Origin of the sequence: Collimonas sp. OK607 (assembly GCF_900111995.1) — a bacterium.
Classification (GTDB): Bacteria; Pseudomonadota; Gammaproteobacteria; order Burkholderiales; family Burkholderiaceae_D; genus Collimonas.
This window is the reverse complement of the sequence record NZ_FOKF01000004.1, coordinates 42,352-55,099: the sequence shown is the minus strand read 5'-3', so window position 1 is coordinate 55,099 and position 12,748 is coordinate 42,352. Positions and strand designations below refer to the sequence as shown.

Genomic DNA, 12,748 nt, shown 5'->3' with positions numbered 1-12,748 from the left:
CTTACCTCACCCGGATCTTCGGCGCTGACGTGCCGCGCCGCATGGTATCCAGAAACTTTTCCAATGGGGCCGGCGCTGCGACTTCCGGCAAACTGTCCTTGTCCGGGCGCTCAGCCCAGAATTCCTTCCAGGAAGGAAATAAATCCTGGAACGTGCCGGGGTAAGGCGCACGCCCCGGCCAACGCATTTTCAAGTCGCCGATCGGCGGCTTGTTAAGATCGGTTGCGTACCAGTAGCAAGGCAGGCGGCGGCGAAAATTCCAGCGACCGTCGATCCGTTCGTAATCGTCCCAGTACAGCATTTGCATGATTACCCACTCGCCGCCGCACTCATGCTCGTTCTTCGAATATACGACGCCGGTGGCGTGATCGGCATCCTTGAACTCAATGATGTGCTGCCCGAGGTGATGTGATGTGCCGGTGAATTGCTCGCGCAGCGTATCGGTCTGCCATGCCTTGAAATGCGCACGCCCTACCTTGTCCTTGCCGACGCGTACGTCCGCCGCGAACAGGTTGACGTGTGCATCCATGTCGCGCATGTCCAGCGACAGGGAATATTTCGCTGCCAGCTGCCGGATTTCATCAATGGATTCCAGGCGATCCAGGCGCGCTGCCAGTGTTTCAAGATTCATGTTTACGTCCATTTACATTGCATTCCATTACCGCTACAGCGCAGTGACCAGCACAGCGGAACGGCCGCCGTCCACAGGCAGCGCCGCACCGGTGATATACGACGCTTCATCGCTGGCCAGGAACAGGATGGCGTTGGCCAGTTCTTCCGGCTGACCCACGCGTCCCATCGGGATTAATTTTTCGGTACCTTTACGCGTAGCATCGTCGGACAGCATGCCCGCCGTTGCCGGTGTTTCAACCACGGCTGGAATCACCGAATTGACGCGAATACCGTGCGCGGCGCCTTCTGCCGCGGCGGCGCGTGAAAAATTGATGATCGCCGCCTTCGCTGCCGAATAGCCAGCCATTCCCGGCGTGCCGAGCGTGCCGCAAATCGACGACAGGTTGATGATGGAACCGCCATTTTTCTGCATCAACTTCATCGCTGCGCGGGTTCCCCAAAAAGTGCCGTCCACCGATGTCGCGAAATTGGCATGCCATTGTTCCGTCGATGTCTCGGTGATGCCGCCCCAGGTGTAAGCCATCGCATTGTTGACCAGGATGTCCAGCTTGCCATGGCGCTGCGCTGCAGCTTCAATCGCGCCGCTGTACTGCGCCTCGTTGCTGACATCCGCCTGGACTGCCTCCGCGCGGCCGCCGTTGCCGATAATCTGCGCCACCACTTGTTCGAGCGGCTCGCTGCGGCGTCCGCACAACACCACGATCGCGCCTTCTTCCGCAAACCGCAGTGCGGTAGCCGCGCCGATACCGGTGCCGCCGCCGGAAATGAATGCAACCTTGCCCTTCAATCGCGTAGTCATCGCCGCCTCCTTAAATGAATGCCATGCCGCCGTTGACGGCGATGTTCTGGCCGGTCACGAACGAACTGTCGCCGCATGCCAGGAACAGCGCGACGCTGGCGATTTCTTCCGGCATCGCCATGCGCCCCATCGGCACACCCTTGATGATGGCTTCGGTCCATTCATCGGGAATACCTTTCATCATCGGAGTATTTGTCGGGCCTGGAACAATCGTGTTGATACGGATGCCGAGCGCAGCCACCTCGCGCGCCGCGCTGCGTGTCAGTCCCATCACTGCCGCCTTGGAAGCACAATAGTGCGCCGGCCCTTCGCCGGTCAGCGCCGCGGTGCTGGAGATATTGATGACAGAACCGGGAGTCGTAGTCGCCTTCATGCTGCGCACCGCTTCCCGCAGACAATAAAACGTGCCGGTCAGGTTGACGCCGGTCACGCGTGCCCAGCTCTCATCCGACGTGTCCACCAGTGCGTCTACCGAGCCGATACCGGCGCTGTTGACGACAACATCGACACGTCCGTATTTCAGGACCGCCTCGTCGAACAGGCACTTCACGTCTTCGCTATTCGTTACATCTAGGCTGCGCGCCAGGCATTTTTCATCGATTCCCGAAAACGTCTCTTCCACGCTTTCCCGCTTCAGGTCGACACCGATCACGATGGCGCCCTCCTGGGCAAACAGGCGGGCGATGGCGCGCCCCATGCCCTGGCCTGCGCCAGTGACCACAGCTACTTTTCCGACAAGTTTCATAATTGGCTTTCCCGATGTCATGGTGCGATTTCATGTTGATCTTCTGGCGTCGCAATGGCAACGCCAGGGTGATGACATAGAGTAGCGAGGTGCCGCGCGCTTACCATCGTCCGATAAGACTAACGACGGTACGGATATCGCCAACCGGCCTCAGCCAGGCGCGCCGGATGGTTGCTGCGCTTCAGAAACGCGCAGCGCAGCGGTCTCCGCCAATTGTCGTTTCAACACTTTATTTGAAGCATTGACAGGAAATACGTCAACGCTCAGTACGTAGCGCGGCACCTTGTAATTCGCCATGCGTTCGCGTGACCATGCGCGCAGGTCGTCGGCCGAAACCGTCATTCCCGACCTTGGAATCACGCAGGCGCAACCAACCTCGCCCATACGCTCGTCCGGCACCCCCACTACGGCAACCTGGGCAATCGCCGGGTGGGCAGCAAGGATGCGTTCCACTTCAGCCGGGTAGCAATTGAAGCCGCCGACGATAAACATGTCTTTCAGGCGGTCGGTAATGCGCAAATACCCGCGCTCGTCCATCACGCCGATATCGCCGGTGTGCAGCCAGCCATCGCTGTCTATGGTTTCCCTGGTGGCTTCTTCATCGTTGAAATAGCCCTGCATCACGTGATATCCCCGCAACAAAACCTCGCCCGGTTGGCCTGTCGGCACGGTCTTGCCTTGCTCGTCGGCGCAACGCACCTCGGTCCCGGGCAAGGCCTTGCCGCAGGTGCCGGCGATGGTCTCCACGCTATCCGTCGGATCGCACAAGGTTGCGCAGCCACCGCATTCGGTCAGGCCGTACGCAGTGGTAACGACATCGAAACCCAGTTCTTCGCGCATGCGCGTAATCAGTATCGGCGGCACCGTGGCGGCACCGGTGCAAGCCACTCTGAGCGAAGCGAGATCAAATTGCTTCAGTTCGGGATGCGCCAGCATGCTGAGGAACAAAGCCGGCGGTCCGGGTAAAAAGCTGATGCGATCCGTGGCGATGCGTTGCAGGACGACATCGGCATCGAACACCTGATGCGGGTAAACAGTTGCACCCTGAATAAATGCTGCAACCCAGCCGGCTTTGTAGCCGAATGTATGGAAAAATGGATTAATGATCAGATAACGGTCGCCAGCGGTCAGTCCAGTCACTTTCGACCATTCGCTGAAAGCGCGGATCATGGCGCCGTGCGCTGCCACCACACCTTTGGGACGACCGGTCGTGCCAGAGGTAAACATCAGGTCGGCGACACTGTTTTCATGCAACGCGGCTTCACGCTCCTGCACGCGTGCCACTGGCACCCGGGACGCCAGCGCCTGAAAATCCCGCAAACTTATTTCGTTCCGTTCTGCGCGAACCTGGCCGGTGCCTATGACGACGATATGCTGCAATGTCGCCGGGCGTACAGCATCAAGCAGGGATGGATAATATTGCCCCAGAAAATCGCCGATGCAAAACAGCACCTTAGCCTCGCTGCGCTCCAGGATATCGGCAGCTTCATCGCCTTTCATCCGGGTGTTGATCGGCACCATGACCGCGCCGGCGCAATGCGTGGCGCAGGCCGCCACGATCCATTCGAGCATGTTCGGCGCCCAGATCGCCACTCGGTCGCCTTCGCCTACACCCAGTGCAAGCAGCGCCCGTGCGGCCTCTTCCGCAGCCTGCATCAGGCCGCCGTAGCTCAGGGTGACAGCGCCGTCTACAATCGCCGGCTGCGTCGAATACCTGCCAGCAGCGTCTCGCAACAGTTGCGGCAAGGTCATCGGCAAGGCGTTTGGTGAATTCGGCGACACGGACGCGTCAGGCTCGACAAGATACTTCTGCTTCATATTCACTCTCTCACTCCGGAAATTTGATACGTACGCGCTTACCCAGCGGAACCGCCTGGCAGGAAAGAGTCCAGGCCTTGGCCAGGTCCCTTTCATCCAGCACATCGTTATGACGTAAATCGACCGCACCTTCCACCACCTGGCACATGCAGGACGCGCACATCCCGGCACGGCAGGAATGCGGCGCCTGGATGCCTGCGCGCAGGACAGCGTCGAGCATGGTTTCATTACTACCGCAGGAAATCGTGTGCATGGCGCCGTCCAGCAGCACTTCGAGTTCCACCGTGCCGGTGTGGTCTGCAGCACTGTCCGCAGGGCTGGCTGAGCCGGGCTCTGCCGGGAGCGTGCCATCGACCTCATCCGGTAACGACATGAAGCGCTCCACATGAATCTGCTCGCGCTCCAGCCCGCCTTGCTCCAGTGCCGCTACCGCGGCATCCATGAACGGGCCCGGGCCGCAAATGAAGGCTTGCGCATGGCGCCATGGCATGGCCAGCTGCGCCAACTGGGCGTGAGTTGGCACACCTTGCACCGAATCAAGCCAGTGGATGATCTGCAAACGTTCCGGATGCGCGCGCGCCAGGTCATTCAGCGTCTCCCGGAAGATGATCGAGCGCTCATCGCGGTTGGCATATACCAGGCACACCCGGGCATTGCCGCGGGCCAGTGCCGCACGCAAAATCGAAAATACCGGTGTGATCCCGCTACCGCCCGCCAACAGCAGGAAATCCTGATCCAGGCTATGCGGCGTAAAAACGCCTGACGGCGGCAACACTTCCACCGTATCGCCGGCGCGGATGCTGTCGCATAGCCAGTTCGAACCGAGGCCGCCGGCAACCCGTTTGATGGTCACGCGCAAGGCATCGTCGCAACCGGGAGTGCTGGACATAGAATAGCAACGGCGCGCACGCCGGCCGTCGCCACGAATACGCAGCGTCAGGAACTGTCCTGGCCGGTAGTGAAACTGTGCCGCAAGTTGTTCGGGAACGTCGAAAACCAGTGATTTTGCATCATGGGTTTCATCGATTACCGCACGTACGGCGAGAGCATGATATGCGTCGGCAGACATGATTAAAGCCCCATTCCCAAAATAGCATTGTCGACCTTGATTTCGGCGCCGCTGACATAACTGGCGTCATCCGACGCCAAAAACAGCACCACATTGGCCACCTGCTCCGGCTTGCAAGCCCTGCCGCCCCGATTGCTGTCGCTATTGAACAGCAGATACTTCGGATCGACGCCGGGCGCGGACGCCTGCATCATCGGCGTGTAGACGCCATCGGGATGCACCGAGTTGACCCGGATGCGGTAGCCGCTCTTGCGGCAATGCAGCGCGGTCGACCGCGTCAGCGCCGCCACAGCCGCCTTCGATGCGCTGTAGGCGGGATAGTTATTGATCGGTAGCCAGGAACTGACCGACGCGACATTGACGATCGCGCCGCCGCTTTCCTTCATCGCCCCAACGCCGTATTTACAGCCGAGGAAGCACGAATCTGCATTGATCTGCATGATCTTGCGCCACTGCTCCAGCGAGGCATCTTCAATCGAACCCGGTATCAGGATTCCGGCGTTGTTGACCAGGATATCCAGGCTGCCAAAATGGCGATGCGTGGCCTCCAGCACGGTCGCCCAGCTGGACTCGTCCGCAACATCGTGCCTGACAAACAAGGCGCCTTCGCCAATCTCGTTCGCCACTGCCTGGCCTGCGTCTTCGTTAATATCAGTCACTACTACACGCGCGCCTTCCCGCGCCAGCAGCAAGGCCGTTTCGCGCCCGAGTCCGCTGGCGCCGCCGGTAACCATTGCCAGCTTGCCCTCGACTCGCTTGCCCTCGACTCGATTCACGCGCTCTTTCATATCGTCTCCCTGCTTTCATCTGGTACTGTGCGCGCAACTGCAGCGCCTGTGGATTCCGCTGCTGCAGCCGCCCCCGCCCGTCGTCCCGAAAAGACGCAATCGGCCAGCGAACTGCCGCTTATGTATGCTGACGATGGAATCCCTATTGCGGTACGACCGGCGGCAAACAAGCCCGGGATATCGGCGCCATCTGAGGCAAGTACATGACCATTGTCTTCATTGACCTTGAGTCCGCCCAGCGTGATAGTCGCCAGCGGAAACAAGGCGGCGCCGATCGAGATATCGATCGCGTAGTACGGTGCGGTTTCCAATGGACGGCAGGTCTCGGCAGACTTCCCGAACAGATCCGGCGCCCGGCCATGGGCGGCCGCATTGTAGGCATCCAGGTTGTGCTGGAGCGTATCGGCATCGGCGCTGATGCGTTTTGCCAGCTCCGCCACCGTGCTTGCCTTGTGCGCGCCAAACAACATCGCGCCGATTGCCGGCAACGCCTGGAACGCCCATAGCTTGCCGAACAGGCACTCCTTGAGGGACTGCCGACGCAGACGGCTGTCAAGGATCATCCAGGCTTTACCACCCTGCCCTTCCACCATGGCGTGGCCCAGCGTGGCGCCATACACTTCCTCATTGCAAAACCGCGCGCCGTCGCTATTCACGACGATCGACCCCGGCCACGAATACGGCGGCGTTATAAATCGCCACGCAGATACCGAGGACAGGCGATCAGTCTCGCCGCCGACGCTGGCGCCGAGGCGTATGCCGCTGCCATCGCATCCTGCATGGCCGTTTTTCCAGCCGCGTGCGTAGCGTGGCGCGTGCGTCTTGATCATCTCGCGGTTGAAGACAAAACCGCCGGCGCTCAAAACCACACCGCCATGCGCCCGTATAAATCGCGGGCGGGCGCATTCGCGCTCGATTGCCGCCGCTTCCCGGCGCCATGCCTCTGCCTTGGCGCTGCGGTAATTACGCCACTTGTTGGCTTGCCGGTTCAAGGCCGCGTGACGCTCCTGACGCGCATCACCGGCCGGCAATTCCCATACCTCGACCCCCAGCACGCGACCGGTAATCCGGTCTTGCACCAGCCGCCGCACCGTTGCCTGTGTCACGGCGCGCGCGCCATATTCCAATGTCGCTTTGCGCAGCCCTGCGTACAGCGTTGCGCCGGCCTGGCCACGCGCAACCGTGCGGTGCCCGCGCGGCGCCGGCGCATGCGTACCGCGCATGGCTGGCACGGTTTCATTGCCGGAGTAATATAAAAATGCATGTTGCGGCGGATAGGAAGTCTTCTTTTCCGGCATGGTCGCGTCATAACGCAGACCCAGGCTTTCCAGCCATTCCAGATTGCTTACGCTGTTGCGGCAAAACCGCATCAAGGTGTCTTCCCGCACTGCATCGCCCACTTCATGCCGCAAATAGTCGAACATGGCCTGCGGCGTGTCGTCAAATCCAGCTTCCCGCTGCTGTCGCGTGCCGCCTCCGGCATAAACGACACCGCCGGACAGTGCGCTGGCGCCGCCGCCTTCGAAGCGATCGATCACAATCACTGAAGCACCACCGTCGCGGGCCTCGATGGCGGCACAGGCGCCGGCCGCACCCCAACCCACTACCACGACGTCAGCGCTGTCGCTCCAGTCGAGTTGCGCCGCATCGTCCAGCAGCAGCGGTGGCGCGATTTCGGTAGTCGTGCCCGGGCGAGCCTGAACACCTTGGGCAGAGTTGGCGGCGGCTTGCGTCATGCTACCGTTTCCCTGGCCTCACGGCGCTGCAGCAAATCGACACGTTGCAGCGCAATCGGCTTGCCGGCAATGTGAGCCACGGCCTTGAAGCCGAATGTCATGGCCGGTCCCAGCGTCGATCCGGCGCCGGGATATGCCGGCCCCATCACCGAGGCGGAAGAATTACCGATGCAATACAAACCTTCGATCGGCTTGCCGGCAGCGGTCAATACGCGCGCATGCTGGTCCGTCAGCAATCCGCCTTTTGTTCCTATATCGCCCGGAAAGAGCTTCATGGCGTAGAACGGTCCCTTGGCGATCGGCGCAAGATTCGGGTTCGGCTTGACGCTGACGTCACCGTAATAGCGATCGAATACATTGCCGCCGCGATCGAATTCGAGGTCTTTACCCGATGCCGCATAGGCATTCATGCGCGCCACGCTTTCCTGCAGTCCGGCGCCATCGACGCCGATGCGTGCAGCCAGGCCTTCCAGCGTATCGTCCTTCCAGTAGACTGTCTCCAGCCAGCTTTTGCGCATGCGATGATCCGGCATGGCCGAACCTGGCATGAGCGGGCCCATTGGATACTTGTGACGGAAATCCGCATCGAAAATGATCCAGGCCGGAATCGCACCTCCGGTACGCGCATGATCCGCATACATCGCCTGCTGGAATTCCGGATAAGGACCGGATTCGTTGACGAAGCGCCGTCCCTGCGCGTTAACCACCAGGCAACCCGGCAGCGAACGTTCGACGAATAAGGCGCGGAATTTTTCTTCCTTCGGCACCGACAAGGTCGGCGCGCCCCAGGTGTGCGCCATCAGATGCAGCGCTGCACCAACCTGTTCACCGGCGCGGATCGCGTCGCCGCTGTTGCAAACAGGAGGGGTGGCGGTCCATGCCTGGTCGGTAGGTTGTGGCAGGTATTGCTCGCGCATGGCTTGGTTCCGTTCGAAGCCGCCGGCTGCCAGCACCACGCCTTTACGCGCCAGTACCGTGACCGGTACGCCGTCGCGCTGCACCACGATGCCCGTCACGCGGCCATATTCCATTTGCAATTCCTGCAACGGCGTATTGAGCCAGACCTGCCCTCCGCGCTTGCGCAAGGCGGCGAACAAACCGCCGACCAGCGCCTGCCCGCCAGTCATGCGGCGATCGCGCCGGGTCTTGTTACGCCAAGGGTAATCGAGCATGTAGCGCAGCATGATCCGGGCAATGATCCATTTGCCTTTGCGTTCGCGCGCCAGAATCGAACGCGCCTCGAACGCATCGATGGTCATGCGGCCGAACATGAGCTGGCCCGGATTGGTGTTGCGCATCAGGTTCAGGCCTTCGATGCCGAGGCGTGCCGCATTGAACTTGACCGGATCCATGGTGCGGCCGCCCGGCATGGCGCCTTCCATGGCCGGATAATAGTCGGCGTATTTATCCATGCAGCGATAAGAAACGCCGATCTGCTCAAGGTACATGGCCATTTCGCGCGCGGTTTCTACATATGCCAGAATCCGCTCATCGCTGGCCTGCCCCTTGGCACAGGCTTTCACATAGGTAAATGCGGCGCCGACGCTGTCGCGAATGCCGCGTCGTCGCATATCGTGATTGTCTGGAATCCAGATGCCTCCGCCGGAAGTGGCAGATGTACCGCCGACCAGATCCGCTTTTTCGACCACCAGCACCGTCATTCCCTCGTCCGCGGCCTTTACCGCGCTCAGCAGAGCGCCTGCGCCCGAGCCGACTACCACGACATCAAACCTGGTCTCCATTTTTTCCTCTTGTTATTGGCGTTTCAATACAGCGGCAATTGCAACAGCAAGCGCAAGCGTGCTTACACGAACGGATCGGTGTTGGGCAAGCCCAGCATGACCCCGCCGTGCGAACGCGCGTAGGCGTCGGTATTGTTGGCAATATGTCCACGCGCCTGATAGATGTCGCGCAATACCCGCTCCACCGGATTGGTCTTGTAAGTGCCCGATGCCGCACTGGCCCGCATCAGGTCGTTGACGCGATCCGCGCATTGCTTCGGAACCTGCGCCGACTGCGCGCGCTGCAACAGGCGCTCTTCGACCGGCATTCTTTCTCCGCTCACGGCGCACTCGACCACCCGAGCGTAGTTGCGGTAAAGCACCAACTTGAGGGTATCGACGGTCATCATCGCTTCCGACACCGCCTGCTGCGCATTGACGTCTTCTGCGGTCTTGCCGCCGTGCTTGCCTACGTGTGCGGCGGCGCGCTTACGGAAATCGTCGATCGCACCTTGCAAGGCGCCGATGCAAGCGCTGGATACGGCGCGCTGGAAAACCTGTGTAAACGGGATCCGGTACAGCGAGCTCGCATTCTGTGCGCGGCCCGGGCAACCGGCGTCGCTGTGATCATTGGTGCGTTGCGTGCGATGCTCGGGAACAAAAACGTTTTCAACCACGATGTCGTGGCTTCCGGTACCGCGCAAACCCAGCACATCCCAGTTATGGACAATTTGATAATCTGATTTCGGCAGCAGGAATGTGGTGTGCTCCAGCCCACCGGAGCCATCTCTTTTCGGCAGCAGTCCGCCCAGGAAAATCCATTTGCAATGCTCTACGCCGCTGGAAAACGACCAGCGTCCGGAAAACCGGTAGCCGCCATCCACTTTCTCAGCCTTGCCGGTCGGCATATAGGTCGAAGCAATCAAGGTGGACGACTGTTCCGCCCAGACATCCCGCTGCGCCTGCTCCGGGAACAACGGCAATTGCCAGTTATGCACCCCGATCACGCCGTAGATCCAGGCGGTCGACATGCAGCCCTCGGCCAAGGTCATCTGGATGGTGTAGAAAACGCGTGGATCTTGCTCGAATCCACCCCAGCGCCGCGGCTGCAGCACGCGGAACAGCCCGGCGGCGTGAATATCCTCAATCGTCTCGACCGGCACCATGCCGGCCCGCTCTGCATCTGCCGCCCGCGCCGCGAGTACAGGCACGAGCGCACGTGCGCTTTCGATCAACCTGATCGCATCAGGTGTCATATAGTCTTCATTCTGCTTGCTCATCCTGCACTCCTCTTTTTTATCCGTGGCTTTGGTCTTGCATCCGTATTTTTCATACCGCGCCGTATTGCCCGGGCGACGCTACAGATGCTCCCACCGGCCCGTTTCGCATTCATCGTCTATATGGACTAACGCCTGAAAATGGGCTCGCCACGCCATTCCGGGATCAATTTCCCGGAATAGTCCGAGTGGAGGATTCCGTCGCCACCCAAGCCGTGCACGCTACGGTTATCAACAGACAAGGAGTCATCGTGGCCAATCCCAGCGAGTTCGATCCCAAGGATTTTCGCAATGCCTTGAGCATGTTTGCGACCGGCGTAACGATCGTCACCACCCGTGCCGAGGATGGCGCTGCCGTAGGCATGACGGCTAACAGTTTCAATTCGGTATCATTGCAACCACCCATGGTGCTGTGGAGCCTTGCCAAAAATGCCCGCAGCTTGCCGGTATTCGCCAATGCGCCGTTCTGGAATGTGCATATCCTGTCAAACGATCAAGATGCATTGTCCAACCGCTTTGCCCGGGCGGGCGAAGACAAGTTTGCCGGTCTTGAACTAGACGAATGCCCCAGCAACATGCCGCTGATCCGAGGTTGCAGCGCACGCTTCCAATGCCGGACGGCATTTCAGTACGAAGGCGGCGATCACATCATTTTTGTCGGCGAAGTCATCGGTTACGACCGTACCGACACACCGCCGCTGTTGTACGTCACCGGCCAATATGCGGTAGCGGCGCACAAATCGGGGTTGATAGCGACTGCGCCAGCCGAAACTGGCGTCAGGCCGGAAGCCGCATCGGGACCGGATCCCTATTCGGAAGACATGCTCGGCTACCTTCTCGGCAGAGCGCATTACCAATTCATGGCACGCTTCCGTCCCGCGCTGAAGCGACTGCACATCTCCGACGCCGAGTTTTTCCTGCTGTCGTTATTGAGCGTGCGCCAGCCGTTGTCGGCCGCGGACGTCGCCAGCCATATGGCTTACACCGGTTGCGAGTTCGACCTGCCTGCATTGCAGGCAGCGTGCGCCAGGGATTTGCTGGTGTCCCACGGGGAAAGTCAGGATATGTTTTCGCTCAGTCCAGCCGGCACCGAAACCATTCTCCACATCCTCGCTGCCGCCAAAGCGGTAGAAGCCGACCTGATCGGCAACATGGGGCAGCTGCAGTCGATCGCTTTGCGTAATCTGCTCAAGACCATGTTGACCGCGAGCGATCCCGGATTACCGAAGCTATGGACGGCGCCGGCACCGTAAGCCTCATCAAAACAGGCCACCAACACTAGACGCGACTGCACCGCAATTTCACTCTACAGAAAGAAAACATGGAAACCAAGTCTCCTATTCCAGTCGGTCATTTTGCCGACATCGGCAACGATCTGAAAATTCATTATCACGAGTGCGGCAGCGACAGCAGCGGCGACACCGTGATTTTTCTGCATGGCGCGGGAGGCGGCGCCAGCGGCTACAGCAATTTCAAAGGTAATTTTCCGGCATTCGGCGAAGCTGGTTTCCGCGCCATCGTTCCGGACATGCTCGGTTTCGGCTTGTCCAGCAAGCCCGATGTCCCTCAGTACGATCTCGATTTTTTCATCGCCGGCATCAAGGGCCTGGTCGACAAGCTGAAGCTTGGCCGCGTAACGCTGCTGGGCAATTCGCTCGGCGGCGCGGTGGCCCTGGGTTATGCGCTGGCCTATCCTGAAGACGTAAGCCGCCTGATTCTCATGGCGCCGGGCGGCGTGGAAGACCTGGATACCTATCTCGCCATGCCGGGCATCGTCAACATGTTCGATATCTACAAGTCGGGCCAGACCGGCATCGACGCCATGCGCGCTGTCATGCGCATGCAGCTGTTCGACCCGGCCCTGCTGACAGAAGACATCCTCAATGAACGGGCACCGATCGCCGCCACCCAGACAGCGGCAGCGCGTTCGGTAATGAAGGTTCCCAACATGACCGAACGCCTGCATGAACTGCGTTGCCCGGTATTGGGATTCTGGGGCATGAACGATCAATTCAATCCGGTCAGCGGCAACGCCAAGCTGATGGATAACTGCCCCGACGTCAGAAGCATCCTGGTCAATCGCTGTGGGCACTGGGTGCAGGTCGAACATCAAAACATGTTCAACCGCATGTGCCTGGATTTCCTGAAGAACGGATGATAGC

11 protein-coding genes are annotated in these 12,748 nt (G+C 60.1%); 2 read left to right on the top strand and 9 right to left on the bottom strand.

The features are described 5' to 3' along the window. Position 1 precedes the first annotated feature (1 nt). The 9 genes from BM029_RS04515 to BM029_RS04475 all read right to left on the bottom strand — a co-directional run bounded on the left by BM029_RS04515 (position 2) and on the right by BM029_RS04475 (position 10,589). Positions 2 to 631, bottom strand: coding sequence for a nuclear transport factor 2 family protein (locus BM029_RS04515; RefSeq protein WP_092433253.1), 630 nt, complete (start codon positions 629 to 631; stop codon positions 2 to 4). Between the two features lie 33 nt (positions 632 to 664). Then, positions 665 to 1,432 (bottom strand): SDR family NAD(P)-dependent oxidoreductase, encoded by a 768-nt coding sequence (locus BM029_RS04510; RefSeq protein ID WP_092433034.1) that lies wholly within the window; start codon positions 1,430 to 1,432, stop codon positions 665 to 667. Positions 1,433 to 1,442: 10 nt separating this feature from the next. Continuing rightward, positions 1,443 to 2,177: an SDR family NAD(P)-dependent oxidoreductase gene (locus tag BM029_RS04505; protein WP_092433032.1), complete on the bottom strand. Its 735-nt coding sequence runs from the start codon at positions 2,175 to 2,177 to the stop codon at positions 1,443 to 1,445. Between the two features lie 150 nt (positions 2,178 to 2,327). Continuing rightward, entirely contained in the window at positions 2,328 to 3,995 is a 1,668-nt protein-coding gene (locus BM029_RS04500; RefSeq protein WP_170850985.1) for a FadD3 family acyl-CoA ligase, read from the bottom strand. A gap of 10 nt (positions 3,996 to 4,005) precedes the next feature. Beyond that, complete coding sequence (locus BM029_RS04495; protein ID WP_092433030.1) at positions 4,006 to 5,064, bottom strand: ferredoxin--NADP reductase; 1,059 nt, start codon at positions 5,062 to 5,064, stop codon at positions 4,006 to 4,008. A 2-nt stretch (positions 5,065 to 5,066) separates the two neighbouring features. After that, the gene (locus BM029_RS04490; protein ID WP_092433026.1) at positions 5,067 to 5,852 is read right to left on the bottom strand and encodes a glucose 1-dehydrogenase; all 786 of its coding nucleotides are present in this window, start codon (positions 5,850 to 5,852) and stop codon (positions 5,067 to 5,069) included. Then, positions 5,849 to 7,588 (bottom strand): FAD-binding protein, encoded by a 1,740-nt coding sequence (locus BM029_RS04485; protein WP_092433023.1) that lies wholly within the window; start codon positions 7,586 to 7,588, stop codon positions 5,849 to 5,851. The genes BM029_RS04490 and BM029_RS04485 overlap by 4 nt, the downstream gene beginning before the upstream one ends. Continuing rightward, positions 7,585 to 9,330: an FAD-binding protein gene (locus BM029_RS04480; protein ID WP_092433021.1), complete on the bottom strand. Its 1,746-nt coding sequence runs from the start codon at positions 9,328 to 9,330 to the stop codon at positions 7,585 to 7,587. The genes BM029_RS04485 and BM029_RS04480 overlap by 4 nt, the downstream gene beginning before the upstream one ends. Before the next feature lie 62 nt (positions 9,331 to 9,392). After that, complete coding sequence (locus BM029_RS04475) at positions 9,393 to 10,589, bottom strand: acyl-CoA dehydrogenase family protein (RefSeq protein WP_092433019.1); 1,197 nt, start codon at positions 10,587 to 10,589, stop codon at positions 9,393 to 9,395. A gap of 248 nt (positions 10,590 to 10,837) precedes the next feature. On the opposite strand from BM029_RS04475, the gene BM029_RS04470 reads away from it, so the two are divergent. Then, positions 10,838 to 11,839: a flavin reductase family protein gene (locus BM029_RS04470; RefSeq protein ID WP_244544904.1), complete on the top strand. Its 1,002-nt coding sequence runs from the start codon at positions 10,838 to 10,840 to the stop codon at positions 11,837 to 11,839. Positions 11,840 to 11,907: 68 nt separating this feature from the next. Then, positions 11,908 to 12,744: an alpha/beta fold hydrolase gene (locus tag BM029_RS04465; protein ID WP_092433017.1), complete on the top strand. Its 837-nt coding sequence runs from the start codon at positions 11,908 to 11,910 to the stop codon at positions 12,742 to 12,744. The last annotated feature ends 4 nt before the right edge of the window (positions 12,745 to 12,748 follow it).